Here is a 22,422-nt window from a genome sequence, read left to right on the forward strand (position 1 = left end):
CGGTACGGCGGGCCAGCTCGGCCCGCAGGATGTCGATCCGCCCCTGGAGGAGCCTGCGCAGATAGCTGAGGTCGGCCTCGTCGCGCTGCGAGTCCCGGCGCAGCGCGCGCAGTTCGGGCAGCCGGAGCACGGTGAAGTCGTACGGCCGGGGCGCGGGCAGGGAGCCCTCTCCGCCGGTGCGCTGCACGGGCGGGCGCAGCCCTCCGGTGGCGCCGGAGCCGGTACCGGCGGCGGTGATCCCGGGCCCGGCTCCGGCTCCGCGGTCCGGATCCGTGCCGCCCGTACCCGTGCCGGTGCCCGTATGCGTGCCCTTACCCGTGGCGGGGACGACGACGGGCCCGCTCCCCGTCCCGCCGCCGGTTCCAGTGCCCGTCCCACTGGTCGTGGAGGTCGTGCAGGCCGTCGGTACGGGACCGGGCGGCTGCCCGGCTCCAGGTGTGGTCATCGCGCGTACTTCCCCTCACTCCGCTGGGGAGAACCCTGGCCCTCGCTCCGCTGGGAACCCCCCAATCCCTGGACCGGCGCGCGAACCGACGCACCGCCTTGGGCATCGTGCCACTCCTGCCAGGACGCATGCGGGCACTCTGCACCCGTTCGGCCCCCGATAGGTTGGCCCGTATGCGTGCGGTGGTGCAGAGAGTCGACGGCGCGAGCGTCGTCGTGGTGACGGGGTCCGGGACCGAGACCGTCGGCGGGTTCACGGGCGAGGGCCTGTGTGTGCTGGTGGGAGTGACCCATGAGGACACGAGGGAACAGGCGGAACGGCTCGCCAGGAAGCTCTGGTCGATACGGCTGCTGGAGGGGGAGAGATCCTGCTCGGAAGCGGACGCTCCGCTGCTGGTCATCTCGCAGTTCACCCTCTATGGGGACGCCCGCAAGGGGCGCCGCCCCACCTGGAACGCCGCGGCGCCCGGCCCGGTCGCCGAACCGCTGGTCGACGCGGTGGTGGCGGGTCTGCGGGCGCTGGGCGCGCACGTGGAGACGGGCCGTTTCGGAGCGGACATGCGGGTCTCGCTGACGAACCACGGCCCGTTCACGGTGGTCCTGGACATATGAGTCCAGCACATGTGTTTTCCGCATATGTGATGGCGCCCGATGTGACACCGGCATATGAATGTGCTAGAGAGCCCGAGCCCGGAAACCATGACATATCCGGCCCGCAGCACGGCCGGCCCACCCGCTCCGATACGCCCCGCCCGCCCGGCGCACACCGCCCGGAGGGTGCCGGGCGGTCCGTCCCGGCCGGGCGGTCCGTCCTGGCCGACCGGTCCGTCCCGGCCGGCCCTCCCCGGCTTCCGCCCGCGCGGCTCAGGCCTCCACGACCGCTTCCTGCGCCGCCGCCGTGTCTCCCGCCATCAGCTCCGCGTCCAGCGGCACATTGCGCTTGACCAGGGCCAGCGCGATCGGCCCCAGTTCGTGGTGGCGCGCCGAGGTGGTGATGAAACCGAGCTGGCGCCCCTCGGCACCGTCGGCCGCGAGCCGCACCGGCGTACCGTGCCCGGGCAGATGCACCTCGCTGCCGTCCAGATGCAGGAAGACCAGCCTGCGCGGCGGCTTCCCGAGGTTCTGGACGCGCGCCACGGTCTCCTGGCCGCGGTAGCAGCCCTTCTGGAGATGGACCGCGCTGCCGATCCAGCCCAGCTCGTGCGGGATGGTCCGGTGGTCGGTCTCGAAGCCCAGCCGCGGCCGGTGGCCCTCGATCCGCAGCGCCTCGTACGCGAGGATCCCGGCCGGCGGCCCGTACGACGCGGCGTACGACTCCAGATCGGCCCTGGGCAGGAAGAGATCCCGGCCGTACGACGTCTCCCGTACGACCACGCCCCCGGGCGGCTCCGCGATGGAGCCGCCCGGGAGATGGACGACCGCGATGTCGTCCGTACGGTCGGCGATCTCGACCCGGTAGAAGAACTTCATCGACTCCAGGTACGCGATCAGCGCTTCCCGCGTACCGGGTTCGACATGCGCCCAGACCGTCTCGCCGTCGTCCACGAGATACAGCGCGTGCTCGACATGGCCGTGCGCCGAGAGGATCAGCGCTTCCGTGGCGCGGCCGGCCGGCAGCTCGCTCACATGCTGGGTGAGCAGCAGATGCAGCCAGCTCAGCCGGTCGTCGCCGGTCACGGTCACGACTCCGCGGTGGGAGAGGTCGACCAGACCGGTGCCGTCGGCGAGGGCACGCTGTTCACGGAACAGATCGCCGTAGTGCGCGGCGACACCTTCGTCCTGTCCTTCGGCGGGGACGGCTCCGGGCAGGAACAGCAGAGGGCTCTTCATGTCTATCAGCGTACGACTCGGGCGGACTTGACCGCGGCGCGCCCGCACATCACGGTGATCCGCACATCACGGTGACCCGCGCATCGCGGTGCGCGCACGCATAGCGGTGCGCCCACGGACCGCCGGCGCCGGGTGCCTACGCGTCGTCGTTCGCCGCGTGCGCGGAGCAGGACCGGCAGCGGCCGAAGATCGCGAAGTGCTTCATGTCGGTCGTGAAGTCGTACGTCTCGCTCAGCTTGGCGGTGAACTCCGCCGCGACCTCGACATCCGCCTCGATCACTTCCGTACAGTCCCGGCAGACCATGTGGATGTGGTGGTGGCGGTCGGCCAGGTGGTACGTCGGAGCGCCGTGCCCGAGATGGGTGTGCGAGACCAGACCCAGCTCCTCCAGCAGCTCCAGGGTCCGGTAGACGGTCGAGATGTTCACCCCGGAGGCGGTTTTGCGCACCTCCGAGAGGATGTCGTCCGGCGTCGCGTGTTCGAGGGTGTCGACGGCTTCGAGAACAAGCTGACGCTGGGGCGTCAGCCGGTAGCCGCGCTGCCGCAGGTCGCTCTTCCAGTCGATGCTCACCACGCACCCAGTGTAGGCAGGGGCACGGGCGATCGACGGCTACTTGCCGATCGCGGGCTACTTGAAGAAGGCGATGCCGTCGTCCGGGAGGTCGCCGAGGTCCTTGGCCCAGGCCGCGACCTGGTCCGGACTCACGACCTTCCGCAGATGCGCCGACATGTACGGGCGCAGCGGGATCTCGGGGGTGGACTTCTCGCCCACCCACATGAGGTCGCCCTTGACATAGCCGTAGAGCCGCTTGCCGCCGCTGTAGGGCCCGGAGGCCGCCGTACGGGCCACCGCGTCGGTGACCAGGTCGATCTGCGGCTTCTGGTGGGCGAGCTCGCCGTACCAGACCTCCACGACGCCCTGGTCGCGCACCATCACGGCCTCGACCTTGCGTTCCTTGTCGATCCGCCAGAAGCCGGCCTCGGACTCGATCGGCCTGATCTTCCTGCCCTCGGCGTCGAGCGCCCAGGTGTGCGAGACGTACTCGATGAAGTCCCTGCCGTCGTGGCTGAAGGTGACTTCCTGGCCGAAGTTGGCCTTCTCGTCGCCGGGGAAGTCGAAGACACCGACGCCCTCCCAGTTCCCGAGGAGGAAGACGAGGGGAACAAGGTCCGGGTGCAGGTCGGACGGGATCTCGATCATGAGCAGCTCAGTCGATCTGTAGAGGCGAGGCGGTGGCGGGGACGATGACGCCGGCGCAGGGGCAGGGGCAGGGCGGAGCCGGGCGGGTGCGGATGCGGCAGATGGCTAGCGCTGGCCCTGGTAGAGCTTCTTCACGGTCAGGCCGGCGAAGGCGAGCGTGCCGACACAGACGAGGATCAGCAGGGAAGTGAAGAAGGCCTCAAGCACGGGGTGCTCCTCGGATGCGCGGTGGTGTGCCGTACGGGCAGGGCTGGGCCGGTGGGGCCGGGCCCCAGCCTAATGGGTGCGGGCCCGGCCCTCTCGGTGAGGTGCCGCCCGCTCAGCCGAGGTGTACTGCGCGGATTACAGTTCGGAACATGCATTCCGCGAAGAGACTCGTGATCAAAGTGACCGCCGGCGCCGATGCCCCGGAGCGCTGTTCCCAGGCCTTCACGGTGGCGGCGGTGGCCGTGGCCAGCGGAGTGGAGGTCTCGCTGTGGCTGACGGGCGAGTCGGCCTGGTTCGCGCTGCCGGGCCGGGCGGCCGAGTTCGAACTGCCGCACTCCGCGCCGCTGCCGGATCTGCTGGAGTCGATCCAGGCCGGGGGTCTGGTCACTCTCTGCACCCAGTGCGCGGCCCGCCGTGACATCACGGAGAAGGATGTGATCGAGGGCGTACGGATCGCCGGGGCGCAGGTCTTCGTCAGCGAGATCATGCCGGACGGCGTCCAGGCGCTCGTCTACTGACGTACCGGCGCGAGCGGTTTCGCCGACGGACCGGCGGGCGGCCCGAGGACCGGAGCCCGCCACCCGGCCCGGAAGACCGGAACCGCACCCGGCGCGCGGGCCGTTTCAGGCCGTACGCCTCCGCCGGGCGGGCGCCGGTTCCTCGCCGCGTCCCCTCGCGCCCCGTTCACCTCACCGCCCGCTCGCCGGGCTACTTTCTGCTGTCCCGCTTCTGCGGGGGCTTCTTGCCGTCCAGCTCGTCCCACCACTCATCGGACTGGGGGTCTCCGGTCGGATCGTCCCACCAGTGGTCGTCCTTGCCGCGTGCGTTGCCCACCATGGCCGCGATCGGGGGAATGACCATGGCGACGACGCACAGGGCGACCGCGGCCGGAACCGACCAGAACCGTACGAAAGTCCAGGCGGAGACGAAGAGGATCAGGCATCCGCCCATCAACAGGAAGTACCGACGACGGCGTCGCGTGTACATGCCTCCAGCCTACGACCGAATCCGCCCCGGGGACCCGTCCGCGAAATAGGCACGCAGGACGCGGGGCCGGAGACCGTACCGCCGCTTGAACGACGCGTTGCGCCGCCCCAGCTCGACCCAGCTGCGGCCCGAGGCCCAGGCCTCGCGCATCACATGGGCGTACGCCACATAGAACGGGCTGTAACCGGGTGTGTCCTTCTGCGCATATCCGACCGCCCAGTAGTGGAGCCGGGTGTCGTCGGTGAGGGTGAGCGCGGAGGCGATCATCCGGTCCCCGGCGCGGAGTTCCACGGCCTGGGCGCAGTCGCCGAGTGCCAGGACGAAATCCTGGAAGAGGCCGGGCCGGTAGTAGTCGGAATTGTCGAATTTGGCGGCGGTGCCACGGGCCAGGCGTACGAACTCGTCCAGGTCCGCGTCGCGCGCGTCGCCCGTACGGACGGTGACTCCCGCGCTCTCCGCCTGGCGCAGGTCGTGCCTGAGGTTGTACCGCGCCTTGCTCTTGAGCGCGTTGCCGACGTAGTCGTCGAATCCCGAGTAGTGGTCCAGGACCAGTCCCCATCCCACGTCGATGTCGACGCCCGCGAATCCGGCGTCCGTCAGCAGCGCGTCCAGCGGGCCGGCGGCGTCCGCGTTGACGATGCCGCACAGCCGCGCCTCCCACTGGGACGCCAGGTCCCGCAGCGCGGTGACGGCGTGGCGGGCGGCGGACGCGCCGCCGGGGCCGGGCCGTACCGGCAGCACGGTGTCGTAGCAGTGCCAGACATGGCTGAGCAGCACGGTCCGGCCCACCGCACGGGGATGGTGATCGGCGATGACCCGCATCGGGTCGACATCGCGTTGCAGATAGGCGGGCAGGGCCGCGTGGACCCGCCCCGACCGGTCCTCGACCAGGAGATACGCGGTGCGCAGGACCGGATGCAGCGGATGCTTCTCGAAGGCGCGCAGGAAGGGACGGCGGTAGAAGACGGGGGCGCGGGCGGCCGTCATCAGGTCGTCCCACCGTCCGTCGACGTCATCGATCGTGGTGTGGACACGCACGGTGTGGTCCATGACGCCTTCCCTCAGTCCCTCGGGATCCAGTCGAGGATCACCTTGCCCGCGCTCCCCTCGGCCGCGGTGGCGAAGGCCTTCTCGTACTCCTCGGCCGGGAAGTGGTCGGTGACGGCGAACGACGGGTCCACCCCCTGGTCCAGCAGGTCGGCCATGGTGTGCCAGGTGTCGAAGACCTTGCGTCCGCTGATCCCCTGGATGGTCAGCATGCGCAGGGTGATGTCCGACCAGTCGGTGGGCATGTCCTCGTCGAGCAGGCCGAGGACACCGATCCGGCCGCCATGTGCCGTGGCGCCGATCAGATCACGCAGGGCGGAGGGGCTGCCCGACATCTCGAAGCCGATGTCGAAGCCGTGCTCCAGGCCGAGCGCGGTGGTGTCGACGGGCCCGTGACCGGCCTTGATGACGAGATGCGCGCCGGCGCGCCGGGCGAGGTCCAGCCGGAAGGGGCTGACATCGCTGACCGCGACCAGGCGCGCCCCCCGGTGCAGGGCGACGGCGGCGGCCATGACACCGATCGGCCCCGCTCCGGTGACCAGGACGGTTCGGTCGCGGACGGGAAAGGCGTCAGCGATGTGGACGGCGTTGCCGAAGGCGTCGAACATGGCGGCGACATCGAGGGAGACACCGGGGCGGTGCACCCAGACGCTCTGCGCGGGCAGCACCACGTACTCGGCGAACACTCCGTCGCGCTGCACCCCGAGGCCCTGGGCCGCGAGACACAGGTGCTTCTTGTCCGCCCGGCAGTTGACACAGGTGCCGCAGGTCAAATGTCCTTCCGCGCTGACCAGTTGGCCGGGCAGCAGACCTCCCACACTCGCCCCGGTCCGCACGATCTCACCGACGAACTCGTGGCCGACGACACGAGGTGTCGTCACCGTACGCGCCGCCCAGGGGCTTCCCTCGAATATGTGCAGGTCCGTGCCGCAGATGCCGGTGCGCAGCACCCGGATGAGAACGTCGTGGCGTCCCGGTACGGGGGCGGGGATGTCCACGCGGTCCAGCCCTTCACCGGGCCCCGACTTGACGAGCGCCTTCACCGGGCACCCGCCGATTCACCACTGCCGGCCGTCGGCCGGCCGGCGAGAGCGTCCAGCGGGACGGCGACGCGCTGGTCCTTCTTGTCCATGAGCCACCGGTCGATGTCCAGCAGCCACCAGCGGTGGACTTCGAGCAGGTAGAAGCGCCGAGGCCCCTCGTCCCGGAACACCTCCAGCGGCAGAAGCCATTCGCGGCGGACGGCCTCGTCCGGGAAGTTCCGCTCGTAGTACCACGCGCTGAGTTCGTGGAGTTCTTCCGGCCCCACCGGCCTCGCGGTGGCGGTGAACTGCGCACCGTCCAGGCCCAGTCCGGGGAGCCCGGTCAGATGGATCGAGCCGGAGATCCGCGGGTCGGCCTCGATGTTGCGTGAGTGCCGGGCCTGGCGCATCGAGTACCACAGCAGTCGCAGCGGCTGCCGCAGCGGTACGTAGTTGACGGTGGAGGCCCATACCCCGTCGGGGCCGTGGGTGGCCAGGGTCATGAAGCGTGCGTTCTCGATGAGGAAACGGCTGCGTTCGGCGAGTTCGGGCAGTGGTGTCATGAGCGGGTGTCTTCCTTCCGGGTGCCGAGGAGCGCGGCGTGAGGTGTGCCGGGGCAGGACCGCCAGAAGTCGGGCGGTCCCGCGGCGGCCGTGGGTGAAGCCGGTGGGAGCCAGGAGGAGCATCGGGCGGGGGCCGAAGCGGTGGCCGTCCCGGTGATTGAAAGCGGGATGAACTGCCGTGGGGCCGGGAACATCTCCTACGGTTGCCCATCTGGCATCCCCTGAGCGTGGCCCGCCGTGATCGATGCGTGCACGCGTTGAACGCCTGTGCCGTCACGCCCTCCGGCGGACGCGGACAAGGCTCGCCGGGCTCATCCCGAGGAGAAGGAACCTTGGCCCGCCACCAGCCCAACCGCCTGCTGGCCGCGCTGCTCAACGAGGCCCGCTGGAGCCCGGCCGAACTGGCGCGGGCCGTCAACGAACTGGGCGCGGCCCAGGGCGTGCACCTGCGCTACGACCGCACCTCGATCGCCCACTGGCTGACCGGCTCCCGCCCCCGGCCTCCCATACCCGACCTGGTCGCCTCGGCCTTCAGCCGCCGCAGCGGCCGTCTGGTCACCACCGAGGAGACCGGCCTCGCGGAAACCGAGCAGGACACCGGCGATTTTCTGGGCGACGGGCCGGAGGCGGGCGGTGTCATGGACCGGCTGGCCGCTCTGGCCCGCGCCGACACCGACCCGACCCGCCGCGCCCTGCTGGCCCGCTCCGCCTACGACCTGGCCGCCGCCGCACCGGCCTGGAGCCGCGTACCGCCGGCCGCCGCACGGCCCGGTGCCCCGGGATCACGCACCACGGGATCCCGGGCCACGCCGGAGGATGTCCAGCGGCTGCGATGGATGACCCAGGTCTTCGCGGATCTCATGGAGCGTCACGGCGGTGCTCACGCGCGCTCCGCGCTGACCGCCTACCTCGCCGAGGACACGAGCCGCCTTCTGGCCGCTCCGGCCCGGCCCGCCCTGCGCCGGGACCTGTTCACCAACGCGGCCCAACTCACCCATGTGCTCGCCCGTATGAGCATGGACGCGGGCCATCCCAGCCTGGCCCAGCACTACTTCGGCACGGCTCTCGGCCTCGCCCGCGAGGCCGACGACCGGCGCCTCTTCGCGGTCACCCTGCGCGCCATGAGCCTCCAGGCGCTGTTCCTGGGATTCCACGAGCAGGCACGGCGGCTCGCCGAGGCCGCCGTGGACACCGCGGGCCCGCGTACCGACCGGGCGACCCGGGCCTTCCTCCTGAGCCAGCGCGCGCTCATGCACGCCCACGCGGAGCTCCGTCGCAGCGCCATGAGCGATCTCGCGGCGGCCGAGACGCAGCATGACCGCGCGACCGGCGTGCCGGGGCCCTTCACCAGCTACCCCCGCGCCGGACTCGACTACCAGCGCGGCAGGACCCTTCTCGTCCTGGGGGATCAGACGCAGGCGGCACGGGCGTTGACCGTCTCGGCCGAGGCACGCGGGGACGACCGGCACAGATCCATCGCCCTCAGCCGCGCACGGCTCGCCGCCACACTTCTGGCACTGGGACATCTGGAGGAGTCGTGCACCCACTGGCACACCTTCCTCGACCACTACCCCAGCCTGCGCTCGACCCCGGCGGACCAGGCGCTGCGGCATCTGCGCCGGTCCCTGCGCGGTTTCCGCCACCAGCCGCACGCCGCCGCCGTGCTCCACCGCGCCCGGCGCGTGACTCTCCTGCCGCCGGACTCCTGATCAACCGGCGTGCGGCAAGCGCCTGTTGGCCGTGCCCTTCCGAGCACCGCCGGGTGCCCGGTCAGCACCGCGCCCCGCCGGACGACTCCGGCGGGGCGGCGGAAGAGCGATGTGCGAATACGGGCTCAGACCGCGATCGCGACCTCCGAGAGGCCTCCGGTCCGCGCGACGACCGTACGGTCCGCCGTGGCGCCCGGGACCAGCGCGCGCACGGTCCAGGTGCCCTCGGCGGCGTAGAAGCGGAACTGTCCGGTCGCCGAGGTCGGGACCTCCGCGGTGAACTCGCCGGTCGAGTCCAGCAGGCGGACATAACCGGTGACGGGCTCGCCGTCACGGGTCACGGAACCCTGGATGGTGGTCTCGCCGGGCTTGATCGTCGAAGCGTCGGGGCCGCCGGCCTGTGCTCCACACATACTGTTCAGTCCTCCAGGTCGGGGCGTGATTACTTGTTGGCGCCGAGCTCGATCGGCACGCCGACGAGCGAGCCGTACTCGGTCCACGAGCCGTCGTAGTTCTTGACGTTCTCGACACCGAGCAGCTCGTGCAGCACGAACCAGGTCAGCGCGGAGCGCTCACCGATGCGGCAGTACGCGATGGTGTCCTTCGCCAGGTCCACCTGCTCGTCGGCGTACAGCTCCTTGAGCTCGTCGTCCGACTTGAAGGTGCCGTCGTCGTTGGCGTTCTTGGACCACGGGATGTTACGGGCGGACGGGATGTGGCCCGGACGCTGCGACTGCTCCTGCGGCAGGTGCGCCGGCGCGAGCAGCTTGCCGCTGAACTCGTCGGGCGACCGCACGTCGACCAGGTTCTGCGTGCCGATCGCGGCGACCGCGTCGTCACGGAAGGCGCGGATCGCGGTGTTCTGCGGCTTCGCCTCGTACGAGGTCTCCGCGCGCTCCGGAACGGCCTCGACCAGGTCGCGGGAGTCCAGCTCCCACTTCTTGCGGCCACCGTCGAGGAGCTTGACGGAGTCGTGGCCGTACAGCTTGAAGTACCAGTACGCGTAGGAGGCGAACCAGTTGTTGTTGCCGCCGTAGAGCACGACCGTGTCGTCGTTGGCGATGCCCTTGGCCGACAGGAGCCGCTCGAAGCCCTCCTGGTCGACGAAGTCACGGCGGACCGGGTCCTGGAGGTCCTTCTTCCAGTCGATCCTGACGGCGTTCTTGATGTGGTTCTTGTCGTAGGCCGAGGTGTCCTCGTCGACCTCGACGATGACCACCTTCGGGTCGTCGATGTGGGCCTCGACCCAGTCGGCGTCTACCAGGACGTCGCTGCGGCTCATGCTGTTCTCCTCCGGGGCAGTGTGCGGCGGGGTCATGCGTGATGCGGGTGGCTTCCGGGCATGGCACGCATGGGACGGAAGCCGGCGTACGGCGCGAGGCCGGCCCTGAGATACTCGAAGGGCCACGGAAACGGGACGCGGAGGTCCCGCTCAGACAGCGCGACAGAGCATGGCGGCGACGCGGCACAGGTCAACTGCCCGCCGCTTCGTGAAGTCCGCCTGCTGCCTCATACCTCCGATCGTAGGGAGGTTCCGGCAGACATGTCACCGGTGGCTCACATCGTGAGACACGATCATCCACGAAGTGAGACAGATGTGCGGGTCGCGCACCTCCCGCCGTCCCGCCCGGCGCTGCGGCCCTTCGGCCATCTGAGGGGCGGACACCGCCGTCTCACCATCCGGCCTCCGGCCCCGCCACCCGGCCGGGCAGGGCCGGAGGACTCAATGCCTTCAGCCCGCGAGCGAGAGGTCCGTGCCCGTGCCGGAGAACCGGAGGCCGCTCTCGGAGGCGGTGACCTGGTCCAGCTTGATGGTGGACGGCAGTCCGTCGATCTTGAGGTCGTAGTCGACCACGTCCCGCACCTGCTCGTCCAGGCCCGGCACCGGCAGCTCGGGCAGGGTCTCGGCGCGCAGCCGGACCGTGTCGCCGCCCTCCAGCGAGACCGTGCTGTACGCCGTGACCGTACGGCCGTCCAGCAGGGCCCGTACCGAGGACGGCATGTCGATGCCCGCGCCGTCCAGCACGTCCGCCAGCCGTCCCGAGAGCTTGACCTGGCCCTTGGCGGCCCGGTCGGCGCCCGCGTAACCGACCGTCGCGCCCTTCGGCGCGGACTTGGCGAGATCCGCGTACGAGATCCGCGCCGAGCCGCTGGCCCGCGAGGCGGTCGCGGAGGAGAAGCTGCTGTCGATCCTGACATCGCTGAGCACGGCGCTGACCTCGGTCACCTGGACCTGGTGGCCGTCGGCGGTGGCGTTGACACCGTCGAGACTGATGTCGACCTCGTCCAGCGAGGAGCCCACGACCTGCGTGAGGAACGGGAAACCCTTGATGGTGACCTGCGGCTGGGAGCTGAGCCCCTGGCTCGACCTGATCTTGTCGGCGACCTGGCCCTCGGCGAAGTACACCGCGGCACGGTCGGCGGCGACGAACAGTCCGCCGAAGACCACGACAAGGATCAGCAGTATTCGCAGTGCGCGCATTCTTCGGTGTCCCCCACCCTGTTAGGTGCGTGGTGCCCAGGTGTCTTGTCCGCGCCGGTCGGGCGCCGACCATTGACCGTCAGACCGTCATGATCCAGACTGCCATGATCATCTTTGATCGATTTCGATCGTTCTGGCTTGCCTGACGACCGTGTGAGCCTAACGGTTCCCGGACACCGGCCCCGATGCGCGGGCGCCGGGCGGTCAGCCCAGCACACGGCCCAGCAGATAGACGGCCGGTGCGGCGGCCGTCAGCGGCAGGGCGACCCCGGCCGTCATATGGACGAAACGGGACGGATAGTCGTAGCTCGCGGCCCGCAGCCCGACCAGTGCGCAGATCCCCGCCCCGAGTCCCAGCAGCGCGCCCGCGCCGCCCAGGTCCGTCATTCCGCCGACCACGACTCCGGCGCCCGTCGCGACCAGCAGGGCCACCACCACGGAGGCCGTCCCGGGCAGCGGCAGCGCGCGCGCCACGGTGGCGACGGCGACCGCCACCGCGCCCACGACCACGGCGTCCGGCAGAGCCGCGAGATGCCCGGTGGCGATGATGGTGAGCGCGGCCGAGGCGACGGTGGCCATCAGGCCCTCCATCCGCTCGTCGGCGCCCGCGCGGCTGCGCAGTTGCAGCACGACGGTGAGCAGCACCCACACACCGAGCGTGCCGACGATCGCGGCCACCGCGTACTCGTCGTCCACGGCGAGCAGCGCGACATCGGCGGTGAGGCCGCCGAGGAAGGCGAGCGCGATGCCCTGTCTGGCCGGCCACATGCCGTTCAGCCGGAACCAGCCCGCCGCGGTGACCGCCTGGAGCAGCACCAGCGGGACGAGCAGCGCGTACGGTCCGATCGCCGCACCTCCGGCCAGCAGCAGGCCCAGTACGGCGGTCAGCCCGGCCGGCTGCATGCCGGGCGGGATGATCGGCGACCGGCCCTCGGCGCGGGCACGCTGGGCGTCGGTGATCCGGGCGTTGCCCATGGTGGTGGGCGCGCTGTAGCCGTCGACGGCGGCCGACGCGGCGGGCGCGGAAGGGGCGGCGGACGCGGGGGCCGGACCGGTCGGCGCGGGTCCCTGGGGCGCGTTCCGGAAGGCGTGCACACCCGGACCGGGCGCGGGACCGCGCGCCGGGCCCGACATCGGTACCTCCGGCGGCAGCGGATAGGCGCCCGGCGCGCCCGGCACACCCTGCACCGGCAGATAGGCGGTCTCGTCGGCGCCGGCGGCCCGGGGCGGCTGCTGATACGGCTGCTGGTGCTGCCCCTGCGGATACGGTCCGGGCTGCTGCGGCTGCTGGTCCTGCTGCCCGTACTGGGACTGCTGCCACTGGAGGCGGGGCTGGTACTGGGTGTCCCAGGTCTGGCCCTCCCAGGTCTGCGCGGCGCCCGGGTCCTGGCCGGGCTCCTGGTACACGGGCTGCTGCTGCGGCTGATGGGACTGCTGCGGCTGCTGCGGGTTGCCGTACTGGTCGTACGGGACATGGCCCTGGCCGCCGTTCCCCTGGCCGTCCTGACCGTGCGCGCCGCCCTCGCCGTACGCGCCGTTCCCCTCGTACCGACCGTACGGATACTGCTGATCGTTGCTCATGTTCTGCGGTTCACCCTCCTGCGAACGGCGGGAGCACCTCGACCGTGCCGCCCTCGGCAAGCCGTACGGTCTCATGGCCCCGATTCCCCACGGGGTCACCGTCGACGAGGAACGAACACCTCTGGAGTACACGCGTCAGCTCACCGGGGTGCCTCGACCGCACGGCGTCGAGCGCCTCGGCCAGGTTCTCGGCCGTATACGATTCCTCGGCGACTCCGGCCGCGGCCTTGGCCGCGGCCCAGTAGCGGATCGTGCCCGCTGCCATAGGCGGCACCCCTTTCGTCGGCCTCCATGATGGCCGACGCCCGAGGCGGTTCCGAGTCCGGGCCTCCGCACGCGTATGCAATCCGGAGCGTCCGGCGAGCCGTCCGGCGGGCCGGACAACCCTTCAACGCAGCCGCCGCATCGGTGCCGTCCCCCGGTGGCACCAGCGCGCGGGAGCGCTCACGGAGGCAACCGCGGCGGTCCGCGCATCCGTGCGCCCCCTGTGCGACGCGGCATACCCCAGCACCCCCGGAACCGCCCATCGACAGCACCACCGTCACCACACGTTCACGGCCGGGAGAGCGTGTCCATGCCATCGCCGCCGCCGGACCGAGCACCTCCCGGCCGCCGGCCGCGGACCGTCCGCCGGAGCCGCCGTGCCCACGGAACGAGAAGGCCACGACCGCCGCACGCTGGGCGAAGACCCGTGCGGCACGCCGTACGGCCGGTCGTCGCGCCGACCCGGTGAAGCCGTGCGCCGGCATGATCGCGGTCCCGCCGGCGCCCCCGGATTCCCCGGCGAAACCCGCCGTACACGGCTCGTACACCGCCTCGACGGGGACCCCGTACACAGTCCTCAGCACCGTGCGCCGGGCCCCGGGTCCAGTAGGCAAATCAGATGATCTGTTGGATTGACCGGATGACGCGGTGCACATGTGGGTTATTCTGCTGCGAAGAGGATCCGGGCAACGTAGCCCCCGGGTCCTTTTGTGTTTCCGGTCCGTTGTTACAGACAGATGACACAGCGGTACCGGGCCGTACCAAGCGGTAGTACTGAGCAGTGCGGTGCGAGCACCGCGCTACGGCACTACCGAGCAGTGCCGCATACGTCCTCGCAGGGACCGAGGAGGAACTGACGTAATGGGCAAGCAAACCCCGTACGACCACAGTCCGACCGAGCCGGCCGGACCGGCAGGGCCGACGACCGCACCGGCCGCCGCTCCGGCCACCGGACCCACCTGGGCGGGTGAGCGGCGATGAGTTCTCTGCTGCTGCTGACCAACGCCCTCCAGCCCTCGACGGAGGTGCTGCCGGCACTCGGACTCCTGCTTCACAACGTGCGGGTCGCTCCGGCCGAGGGGCCCGCTCTTGTCGACACCCCCGGTGCCGACGTCATCCTGATCGACGGCCGGCGCGACCTTCCGCAGGTCAGGTCGCTCTGCCAGCTTCTGCGCTCCACCGGGCCCGGCTGCCCGCTGATCCTCGTCGTGACCGAGGGCGGGCTCGCCGCCGTCACGGCGGACTGGGGCATCGACGACGTACTGCTCGACACGGCGGGTCCGGCCGAGGTCGAAGCACGTCTGCGGCTGGCGATGGGCCGCCAGCAGATCTCGTCGGACGACTCCCCGATGGAGATCCGCAACGGCGACCTGTCGGTGGACGAGGCCACCTACAGCGCGAAACTCAAGGGCCGGGTCCTCGACCTGACCTTCAAGGAGTTCGAGCTGCTCAAGTACCTCGCGCAGCACCCCGGCCGCGTCTTCACCCGGGCCCAGCTCCTCCAGGAAGTCTGGGGCTACGACTACTTCGGCGGTACGCGCACGGTCGACGTACATGTACGGCGACTGCGCGCCAAGCTCGGCCCCGAGCACGAGTCCCTGATCGGGACCGTACGGAACGTGGGCTACCGCTTCGTCACGCCGGAGAAGGTCGAGCGGGCCGCCGAGGAGGCCAAGGCGAGGGCGACAGCTCCCGAATCCTCCCGGGACGAGCCGCGCGACACCTCTCGTGGCGGCCTCCGTCACGACCCCCGCCACGATCGTCGCGCCGAGCCGCGGCACGAGAAGGCGGAGGAGCGCGGGCGTACGGTTTCGGCCACCGAGCCGGTCCCGGTGCAGGAACCTGCCGTACGGCCTGCCAAGCGGTAGGTCACCCCGCGTAGACTGCCGCGCGTGGCCAAGGTGACGCGGGACGATGTGGCACGACTGGCGGGTACGTCGACGGCGGTCGTCAGCTACGTCATCAACAACGGACCCCGGCCGGTCGCCCCGGCCACGCGCGAGCGGGTGGTCGCCGCGATCAAGGAGCTGGGCTACCGCCCCGACCGGGTCGCCCAGGCCATGGCGTCGCGGCGGACCGACTTGATAGGGATGGTCGTGCCGGACGCCCGGCAGCCCTTCTTCGCGGAGATGGCGCACGCGGTGGAACAGGCCGCGGCCGAGCGCGGGAAGATGGTGCTGGTCGGCAATTCCGACTACCGCGACGAACGTGAGGTCCACTATCTGCGGGCCTTCCTCGGGATGCGGGTGTCCGGACTGATCCTGGTCAGCCAGGGCCCGAGCGAGCGCGCCGCCGCCGAGATCGAGGCGTGGGACGCCCGCGTGGTGCTGCTGCACGAGCGGCCCGAGGGCATCGACGACGTGGCGGTGGTCACGGACGACATCGGCGGCGCCCAGCTCGCCACCCGCCATCTGCTGGAGCACGGCTACGACTACGTGGCGTGTCTCGGCGGTGTCGAGTCCACACCGGTCGTCGGCGACCCGGTGACCGACCACGTCGAGGGCTGGCGGCGGGCGATGCTGGAGTCCGGCCGGCCGGTGGAGGGACGCCTCTTCAAGGCTCCGTACAACCGTTACGACGCCTATGTGGTGGCGCTGGAGCTGCTGTCCGGCCCCGACAGACCTCCGGCGATCTTCTGCGCCACGGACGACCAGGCGATCGGTGTGCTGCGGGCCGCGCGCGAGCTGCGGCTCGACGTCCCGGGCGAGCTGGCGGTGGCGGGCTTCGACGACGTGAAGGAGGCCGCGCTCACCGATCCGCCGCTAACGACGGTCTCCTCGGACCGGCCGGCGATGGCACGGGCGGCGGTGGATCTGGTGCTGGACGACGGGCTGCGGGTGGCCGGGTCGCGGCGCGAACGGGTGAAGCAGTTCCCGTCGGCGCTGATCGTGCGGCGTTCCTGCGGCTGCGCGTAGGAACCGCCACCGCGGCTACGGGCAGGTGCCCGGCGGACCCCCCGCGCTTTTTTATATGGGGCATACACGGTTTTGTTGGGCTTCTCAGGACGTCCTCAGCCGGTTCTCATCCGGCGCGCCGACAGTCGTTTCCATGACCGACTACTACCGCAGCAGCGGCGACGCAGACAGCACGCAGCAGCAGCCCTCCGTAGGGTCCTCCGCGGGGTTCCCGGGCCAGGCGTATCCGCCGCCGCCCGCGTACGGTCCCTCCGTACCGCCCGCCCATCACAGGGGCCGGGCCAAGGCGCCGGTGGCACTCCTCGCGGCCGTGGCGATCGCCGCCGCGATCATCGGCGGCGGCACGGCGACCCTGGTCGGGCGGTACTCCGGCGACGGTACGAGCGCCGGTGACACGATCGTGAACGGGACCACCGTCTCGCAGAGCAGCAAGGGCACGGTCGCCGGTGTCGCCCAGGCCGTGTCCCCCACGATCGTCGAGATCACCGCGAGCTCGAACTCCGGAGAGTCCACCGGTTCCGGCGTGATCATCACATCCGACGGCGAGATCATCACCAACAACCATGTCATCGCCGGTGCCGCGACCGTGAAGGTGCGGCTCAGCACCGGCACGACGTACAACGCCCAGGTCGTGGGCACCGACGCCGACAAGGACCTCGCGCTCGTCAAGCTGGACGGCGCGAGCGGCCTCAAGACGGCCACCCTCGGCAACTCCGACCGGGTGGGGGTGGGCGACGAGGTCGTGGCGATCGGCTCGCCCGAGGGCCTGACCGGCACGGTCACCAGCGGCATCATCTCGGCGCTCGACCGCGATGTCACCGTGGCCAAGGACCAGGACCCGACCCAGGAGCAGGGCGGCGGCGGGAACTGGCCGTTCGAGTTCGGCGGCCGGCAGTTCAACGGCGACACCGGGACCTCGAAGACCACTTACAAGGCGCTCCAGACCGACGCCTCGCTCAACCCGGGCAACTCCGGTGGCGCGCTGATCGACATGAACGGCGAGATCATCGGCATCAACTCGGCCATGTACGCGCCGAGTTCGTCCTCGGTCGACGGCGGCTCCGGCGCCGGGAGCGTGGGCCTGGGCTTCGCCATCCCGATCAACACCGTCAAGTCGGACCTCGCCGCGCTGCGCGGCGGGGGCACGAACTGACCGGTTCCACCGGAGGAGGAGTCATCATGGCCACCACGGCTGAGAGCGACGTCACCCGGCCCCCGGCCGTCGGACCGGCCGCTCTGGCCCTTCCGCTCGCCCTCGTCCATGATCTTGTCCGGGCCTCCGCACGGCGTGCGGAGGCGGCCGGGCAGGCGGACACCACTCGCGGTACGGCGCACGGCCCGGCCCGCGGCGAACGCGGTGACCGCAACCGGAAGAGGCGGGCCGCGCGGAGGCGCGGCGCGGCCGTGCGACGCTGATAGGACGGCGAAGCCGCCTGGACCGACCTGACCGGACCGACCGACCCGACTGGACCGGCACGACCGACCCGACCGACCGGACCGACGAGACCCACGAGGTAGAAGCGATATGAGTCCCGCCGAAGGCGATCTCCAGAGAATCCTGATCGTCGACGACGAACCCGCCGTACGCGAGGCCCTCCAGCGGAGCCTCGCGTTCGACGGGTACGGGACCGCGGTCGCCGTCGACGGTGTCGACGCCCTCGCCAAGGCCGCCGCGTACGCGCCGGACCTGATCGTCCTCGACATCCAGATGCCCCGTATGGACGGGCTGACCGCCGCCCGCCGGCTCCGGGCCGGCGGCTCGAAGGTGCCGATCCTGATGCTGACCGCCCGCGACACGGTCGGCGACCGCGTCACGGGACTTGACGCGGGCGCCGACGACTATCTGGTCAAGCCGTTCGAGCTCGACGAGCTGTTCGCCCGTATCCGCGCCCTGCTGCGCCGCAGCTCGTACGCGACGACGGCCGGCGAGCCGCCGGGCAACGACGTGCTCGCCTTCGCCGATCTGCGGATGGACCTGACCACGCGCGAAGTCACCCGCGGCAGCCGCCGGGTGGAGCTGACGCGCACCGAATTCACGCTGATGGAGATGTTCCTGGCGCATCCGCGGCAGGTGCTCACCCGCGAGCAGATCCTCAAGGCCGTCTGGGGCTTCGACTTCGAGCCGAGTTCCAACTCGCTCGACGTGTACGTGATGTATCTGCGCCGCAAGACGGAGAGCGGCGGTGAGCCGAGGCTGGTGCACACGGTGCGTGGCGTGGGATACGCGCTGCGTGCGGACAGTACGAGCGGTACCGGCGGTGCGAGCGGCACGGGCGGTTCAGGCAGCGGTTCGAGCGGCGGCACGGGCGGTACGGGCGGTACGGGCGGTGCGGGGGCCACCGCGGCGCCCGGCGGTCCGCGGGGCGGCGGAGGCGGTGGCGCGCAGTGAGGACCGCGGTCCGCCGGTTCCAGTCGCTGCCGCTGCGCTCCCGGCTCGCGCTGCTGGTCGCCACGGCCGTCGCCGTCGCCGTCGCCGCGGTGGCCGTGACCTGCTGGCTGCTCACCCGCACGCAGTTGCCGAGCGAGCTGGACACCTCGCTGGAGAACACCTCCGCGCCGCCCAGCACCGTGCAGGACGCGCTGAACAACTGCAACAGCGGCGTCCCGCCCGAGACCACGGGCACGTCCGGCTTCGCCTACATCCAGGTGGTCCTGGCCGACGGCACACGGTGCGTGGCCCCTGACTCGCAGGCGGTGAAGGTGCGGCCCGAGGATCTCGCGGTCGCCGACGGCACCGAGCACACCTCCCTGCACGACAGCACCACCGACAGCGGCACCGAGGTCCGCGTCTTCACGCAGCGCCTGCGCTCCGGCTCCGCGATCGGCGCTCCGATCGCCGTCTCCGTGGCGCGGCCCCTCACCGAGATCAACTCCGCGCTGAACCGGCTCGCCCTGCTGCTGACCGCCGTCGCCGGCATCGGTGTCCTCGGCGCGGGCGCGGCCGGCCTCTGGGTCGCCAGGACGGGTCTGCGGCCGGTCGACGGGCTGACCCGCGCGGTGGAGCATGTGGCCCGTACGGAGGACCTGACCGTCCGTATCCCGGTCGAGGGCGAGGACGAGATCGCCCGGCTCTCCCGCTCCTTCAACTCGATGACCGCCGCGCTCGCGTCCTCCCGCGACCGGCAGTCCCAGCTCATCGCCGACGCCGGGCACGAACTGCGCACGCCGCTGACCTCGCTCCGTACGAATGTCGAACTGCTCGCGCGCAGCGAGGAAACCGGCCGAGCGATCCCGCCCGACGACCGCAAGGCGCTGATGGCCTCCGTCAAGGCACAGATGACCGAACTGGCCTCCCTCATCGGCGATCTCCAGGAACTCTCCCGCCCGGACGCGACCGATCCCGGCCCTCTCCAGGTCGTCGCGCTCCACGACATCGTGGAGAGCGCGCTGGAACGGGCCAGGCTGCGCGGCCCGGAGCTGACCATCACCGCGGATCTGCGCTCCTGGTACGTACGGGCCGAACCGGCCGCGCTCGAACGCGCGCTGGTGAACGTCCTCGACAACGCGGTGAAGTTCAGCCCGCCGGGCGGCTCGGTGGAGGTCGCCCTGAGCGAACGCGGCGAACTGACCGTACGCGACCACGGACCGGGCATCCCGGCCGACGAACTCCCCCATGTCTTCGAACGCTTCTGGCGCTCGCCCTCCGCCCGCGCCCTCCCCGGCTCCGGCCTCGGCCTGTCGATCGTCGCCCGTACGATCCACCAGACGGGCGGCGAGGTGGCCCTCCGTCACGCGGCGGGGGGCGGCACGGTGGCCGCCGTCCGTATCCCGGGCGCGCCCACGCCGCCGCCGGAGACCCTGTGAGGCCCTGCTCCGGCGGCCGACGGTCACGGTCGGCCCTGGTCCGGGTCCGGCTTCAGCGGCACAGTGCGGTGATGATGTCCTCGAAATCGGGGAACTCCCGCGCGGCGGCGTCGATCACCGCGGACGCCGACCGGCGAGAACCTGGTGCGAACCGCTCGGCGATGGCCGTCAGCTCCCCATCGGTACGCGGCCTCTGCCCCGGTGACTCGACCGCCTCGCGGGGGCCGAGGCCGTCGGCCAGCAGCCACAGGAAACCGGCCAGATCGGTCGCGACCACACCGGTCTCGCCCTCGGACCCGAGAAAGACCACCGGCTGGTCGGCCAACGGGCGATCCGGACGCGTCAGCCAGATCGCCGCGTAGCCACCCGTACCGTCCTGACCGAACACCCGGAAATCGTCGCCGTCCACCTCACCGTTCCCGGTCCAGGCCCGCAGCCACTCGGTGGTCTCCTCGGCCGACAGGAACTCGGGGAAGGGCTCGAAGTCGGCCGCGTCCTCGGCGTAGTGGAACGGAACGTCGGCCACGGCGGCGAGAGCCGGAAGCAGCTCTCGGTCATCGGTAAATATCACGGAGACAGGCTAATACCGGGCCACGGGCACGAGGCGCCACCCGGCGGCGGTCCAGGCAGTGTGAGGGCGGTTCCCCCACCCGGCACAACCCTTGCACCCGGTCCGTGGTCCAACATCACGACAGCGGGGAACGGGCCCCCGCGGTGCCTCCCGCGACTCCATGCCCGGCCTGACCATGCCGAGATCCCAGGAGCCACGACATGCGCAGTAAGCGTGCCACCACCGGAACCGCCAGGACCACCGCGACCGCCACCGGAAGCACCCGACGCCGCACGAGCCGGATGTCCGCCACGGCCGCCGCGACCGTGCTGCTGACGATCGGCGCCACGATCACCGCGACGGCCTCTCCCCCGGCCGCCGCCCCCAACGCCCTGGCGGCGGCCCACGACGACTTCAACCGCGACGGCTATCCCGACCTCGTCGTCTCCGCTCCCGGCGGCACCGTCAGCGCCCAGAAGGGCGCCGGCTACGTCGCCGTGCTGTACGGGTCCGCGAGCGGCCTCTCCACCTCCCGCCGGGCGACGTTCAGCCTGAGCACCCCCGGCATACCGGGGCTCGCCCAGACCGGCGACGGCTTCGGACGGACCACCGCCTCCGGCGACCTGGACGGCGACGGCTACGCCGATCTCGTCATCGGCATGCCCGGCAGAGACATCGGCACCACCGCCGACGCGGGGGCCGCGGTCGTGCTGTGGGGCTCCGCCAACGGGCTGCGGACCACCGGCCCTCTGTGGCTCCAGGACGACACCCCGACGGCGGGCACCCGCTTCGGGATGGGACTGGCCACCGGCCGGTTCAAGGGCACCGACGTCGAGCTCGCCCTCCTGTCCAGGAGAGCTCTGTCGACCTACGGCTTCGAGGCCACGGCCGACGGCGGGCACACCGCGCAGGGCACCCCCATGGACTGGAAGTGGCGGGAGGAGTTCACCCCCACCGGCCTCACCTCGGGCGACTACGGCAACAGCGGCGCCGACGACGTGGTCCTGCTCGGCACGGTCACCGTCGATGAGGGGATCCATCCCGTCTATACCTTCGGCGGGGCCAGTTACCTTCCCGGTGGCCCCGACGGGCTGACGTACGGCCGTGGACTCAGCGGCGGCCCGGTCGGCGCCTCCGGCGACATCAACAACGACGGCTGGACCGACCTCGTCTTCGGCTCCCCCACCGACACCGACGACCTCAACGAGTCGCTGCTCGACGGCGGCACCATCGATGTCTTCCTCGGCGGATTCAGCGGCCCGAGTGGTCCGGCCGCCACCCAGCACTGGACCCAGACCACCATCGGCGCCTCCGGCGACGACAAGACCGGTGACCGCTTCGGCAGTTCCGTCACCGTGGGGGATGTCAACGGCGACGGCTACGCCGACGCCGCGTTCGGCGCCCCGGCCAACGACATCAACAGCCTCACCGATCCGGGCACCGTGTGGGTGATGCGTGGCACCGCCCAGGGGCTCGCCCCGAGGAATCTGCTGAGCTTCAGCCAGAGCACGCCGTCCGTCCCCGGTGACAACGAGAACCACGACTGGTTCGGCGGGGCCGTCCGGCTCATCGACGCCGACCAGGACGGCAAGGCCGAGCTGGTCGCGTCCGCCCCGGGCAAGAACACCGACGACGGCGCCGCCTGGGTCTTCCCCGGCACGGGCAACGGCCCCACCGGCAAGGGATCATGGTCCTTCGACGGCGCCACGCTCAGCGCCCCCTCCCCCGACGCCCGCTTCGGGGAGACCCTCGCGCCGTAGCGGCGGCTCCATGTCACAGGGGGCCGGGCTGCCCCGTCCCAGAGGGGGGAGCCACG

General features: G+C 71.2%; 23 protein-coding genes and 2 pseudogenes. 10 read left to right on the forward strand and 15 right to left on the reverse strand.

Going from position 1 to position 22,422, the window contains the following annotated elements:
- Positions 1 to 445: RsiG family protein (locus BFF77_RS36710; RefSeq protein WP_483855207.1), on the reverse strand; the 445-nt coding region annotated here is incomplete at its 3' end.
- A 173-nt stretch (positions 446 to 618) separates the two neighbouring features.
- Here BFF77_RS36710 and dtd point away from each other — a divergent pair.
- The gene (dtd, locus tag BFF77_RS09210; protein ID WP_066946161.1) at positions 619 to 1,056 is read left to right on the forward strand and encodes a D-aminoacyl-tRNA deacylase; all 438 of its coding nucleotides are present in this window, start codon (positions 619 to 621) and stop codon (positions 1,054 to 1,056) included.
- A gap of 252 nt (positions 1,057 to 1,308) precedes the next feature.
- Here dtd and ygfZ read toward each other — a convergent pair whose 3' ends face one another.
- From ygfZ to BFF77_RS09225, 3 genes are all read right to left on the reverse strand, one after another.
- On the reverse strand, positions 1,309 to 2,274 hold the full coding sequence (ygfZ, locus tag BFF77_RS09215) for a CAF17-like 4Fe-4S cluster assembly/insertion protein YgfZ (protein ID WP_066946164.1): 966 nt from the start codon (positions 2,272 to 2,274) through the stop codon (positions 1,309 to 1,311).
- A gap of 136 nt (positions 2,275 to 2,410) precedes the next feature.
- Positions 2,411 to 2,848, reverse strand: coding sequence for a Fur family transcriptional regulator (locus BFF77_RS09220; protein ID WP_066946167.1), 438 nt, complete (start codon positions 2,846 to 2,848; stop codon positions 2,411 to 2,413).
- 54 nt (positions 2,849 to 2,902) lie between these two features.
- Positions 2,903 to 3,475, reverse strand: coding sequence for a heme-binding beta-barrel domain-containing protein (locus tag BFF77_RS09225; protein WP_066946170.1), 573 nt, complete (start codon positions 3,473 to 3,475; stop codon positions 2,903 to 2,905).
- A 356-nt stretch (positions 3,476 to 3,831) separates the two neighbouring features.
- On the opposite strand from BFF77_RS09225, the gene BFF77_RS09230 reads away from it, so the two are divergent.
- Positions 3,832 to 4,200, forward strand: a complete 369-nt coding sequence (locus BFF77_RS09230; RefSeq protein WP_066946173.1) for a DsrE family protein — start codon at positions 3,832 to 3,834, stop codon at positions 4,198 to 4,200.
- Positions 4,201 to 4,390: 190 nt separating this feature from the next.
- Here BFF77_RS09230 and BFF77_RS09235 read toward each other — a convergent pair whose 3' ends face one another.
- The 4 genes from BFF77_RS09235 to BFF77_RS09250 are packed head-to-tail and all read right to left on the reverse strand — an operon-like array spanning position 4,391 to position 7,301.
- Positions 4,391 to 4,669: a DUF3099 domain-containing protein gene (locus tag BFF77_RS09235; protein WP_066946176.1), complete on the reverse strand. Its 279-nt coding sequence runs from the start codon at positions 4,667 to 4,669 to the stop codon at positions 4,391 to 4,393.
- 9 nt (positions 4,670 to 4,678) lie between these two features.
- Positions 4,679 to 5,719, reverse strand: coding sequence for a GNAT family N-acetyltransferase (locus BFF77_RS09240; protein WP_066946179.1), 1,041 nt, complete (start codon positions 5,717 to 5,719; stop codon positions 4,679 to 4,681).
- 11 nt (positions 5,720 to 5,730) lie between these two features.
- Entirely contained in the window at positions 5,731 to 6,759 is a 1,029-nt protein-coding gene (gene tdh / locus BFF77_RS09245; RefSeq protein WP_066946182.1) for an L-threonine 3-dehydrogenase, read from the reverse strand.
- Complete coding sequence (locus BFF77_RS09250; protein ID WP_066946185.1) at positions 6,756 to 7,301, reverse strand: pyridoxamine 5'-phosphate oxidase family protein; 546 nt, start codon at positions 7,299 to 7,301, stop codon at positions 6,756 to 6,758. The genes tdh and BFF77_RS09250 overlap by 4 nt, the downstream gene beginning before the upstream one ends.
- A gap of 332 nt (positions 7,302 to 7,633) precedes the next feature.
- On the opposite strand from BFF77_RS09250, the gene BFF77_RS09255 reads away from it, so the two are divergent.
- Positions 7,634 to 9,010, forward strand: coding sequence for an NsdA family TPR-like regulatory protein (locus BFF77_RS09255; protein ID WP_066946188.1), 1,377 nt, complete (start codon positions 7,634 to 7,636; stop codon positions 9,008 to 9,010).
- Between the two features lie 125 nt (positions 9,011 to 9,135).
- On the opposite strand, the gene BFF77_RS09260 is transcribed toward BFF77_RS09255, so the two are convergent.
- The 6 genes and pseudogenes from BFF77_RS09260 to BFF77_RS36715 form a co-directional block, all read right to left on the reverse strand.
- Complete coding sequence (locus tag BFF77_RS09260; RefSeq protein ID WP_066946191.1) at positions 9,136 to 9,423, reverse strand: DUF1416 domain-containing protein; 288 nt, start codon at positions 9,421 to 9,423, stop codon at positions 9,136 to 9,138.
- A gap of 29 nt (positions 9,424 to 9,452) precedes the next feature.
- Positions 9,453 to 10,292 carry a sulfurtransferase gene (locus tag BFF77_RS09265; RefSeq protein WP_066946194.1) on the reverse strand — a complete coding sequence of 280 codons (840 nt, stop codon included), beginning with the start codon at positions 10,290 to 10,292 and terminating at the stop codon, positions 9,453 to 9,455.
- A gap of 450 nt (positions 10,293 to 10,742) precedes the next feature.
- The gene (locus BFF77_RS09270; protein ID WP_066946197.1) at positions 10,743 to 11,492 is read right to left on the reverse strand and encodes an LmeA family phospholipid-binding protein; all 750 of its coding nucleotides are present in this window, start codon (positions 11,490 to 11,492) and stop codon (positions 10,743 to 10,745) included.
- Positions 11,493 to 11,696: 204 nt separating this feature from the next.
- On the reverse strand, positions 11,697 to 13,073 hold the full coding sequence (locus BFF77_RS09275; RefSeq protein ID WP_066946200.1) for a hypothetical protein: 1,377 nt from the start codon (positions 13,071 to 13,073) through the stop codon (positions 11,697 to 11,699).
- A gap of 10 nt (positions 13,074 to 13,083) precedes the next feature.
- Positions 13,084 to 13,338 carry a MoaD/ThiS family protein gene (locus tag BFF77_RS09280; protein ID WP_066946203.1) on the reverse strand — a complete coding sequence of 85 codons (255 nt, stop codon included), beginning with the start codon at positions 13,336 to 13,338 and terminating at the stop codon, positions 13,084 to 13,086.
- 126 nt (positions 13,339 to 13,464) lie between these two features.
- Positions 13,465 to 13,993: pseudogene (locus BFF77_RS36715) on the reverse strand (alpha/beta hydrolase); the annotation flags it as partial.
- A 321-nt stretch (positions 13,994 to 14,314) separates the two neighbouring features.
- Between BFF77_RS36715 and BFF77_RS09285 the strand changes: the two are divergent.
- From BFF77_RS09285 to BFF77_RS09310, 6 genes and pseudogenes are all read left to right on the forward strand, one after another.
- Positions 14,315 to 15,205, forward strand: a complete 891-nt coding sequence (locus BFF77_RS09285) for a response regulator transcription factor (RefSeq protein WP_245703328.1) — start codon at positions 14,315 to 14,317, stop codon at positions 15,203 to 15,205.
- 24 nt (positions 15,206 to 15,229) lie between these two features.
- Entirely contained in the window at positions 15,230 to 16,252 is a 1,023-nt protein-coding gene (locus BFF77_RS09290; protein WP_066946206.1) for a LacI family DNA-binding transcriptional regulator, read from the forward strand.
- A 133-nt stretch (positions 16,253 to 16,385) separates the two neighbouring features.
- Positions 16,386 to 17,405 (forward strand): S1C family serine protease, encoded by a 1,020-nt coding sequence (locus BFF77_RS09295; RefSeq protein ID WP_066946209.1) that lies wholly within the window; start codon positions 16,386 to 16,388, stop codon positions 17,403 to 17,405.
- A gap of 26 nt (positions 17,406 to 17,431) precedes the next feature.
- Entirely contained in the window at positions 17,432 to 17,668 is a 237-nt protein-coding gene (locus BFF77_RS35530; RefSeq protein ID WP_066946212.1) for a hypothetical protein, read from the forward strand.
- Between the two features lie 109 nt (positions 17,669 to 17,777).
- Positions 17,778 to 18,503: pseudogene (locus BFF77_RS09305) on the forward strand (response regulator transcription factor); the annotation flags it as partial.
- Positions 18,504 to 18,637: 134 nt separating this feature from the next.
- Positions 18,638 to 20,056 carry a sensor histidine kinase gene (locus tag BFF77_RS09310; protein WP_066946214.1) on the forward strand — a complete coding sequence of 473 codons (1,419 nt, stop codon included), beginning with the start codon at positions 18,638 to 18,640 and terminating at the stop codon, positions 20,054 to 20,056.
- Between the two features lie 52 nt (positions 20,057 to 20,108).
- Here BFF77_RS09310 and BFF77_RS09315 read toward each other — a convergent pair whose 3' ends face one another.
- Positions 20,109 to 20,627 carry a hypothetical protein gene (locus BFF77_RS09315; protein WP_066946216.1) on the reverse strand — a complete coding sequence of 173 codons (519 nt, stop codon included), beginning with the start codon at positions 20,625 to 20,627 and terminating at the stop codon, positions 20,109 to 20,111.
- Between the two features lie 200 nt (positions 20,628 to 20,827).
- On the opposite strand from BFF77_RS09315, the gene BFF77_RS09320 reads away from it, so the two are divergent.
- Entirely contained in the window at positions 20,828 to 22,366 is a 1,539-nt protein-coding gene (locus BFF77_RS09320; RefSeq protein WP_079124968.1) for an FG-GAP-like repeat-containing protein, read from the forward strand.
- The last annotated feature ends 56 nt before the right edge of the window (positions 22,367 to 22,422 follow it).

Origin of the sequence: Streptomyces lushanensis (genome assembly GCF_001700515.1) — a bacterium.
Classification (GTDB): Bacteria; Actinomycetota; Actinomycetes; order Streptomycetales; family Streptomycetaceae; genus Streptomyces; species Streptomyces lushanensis.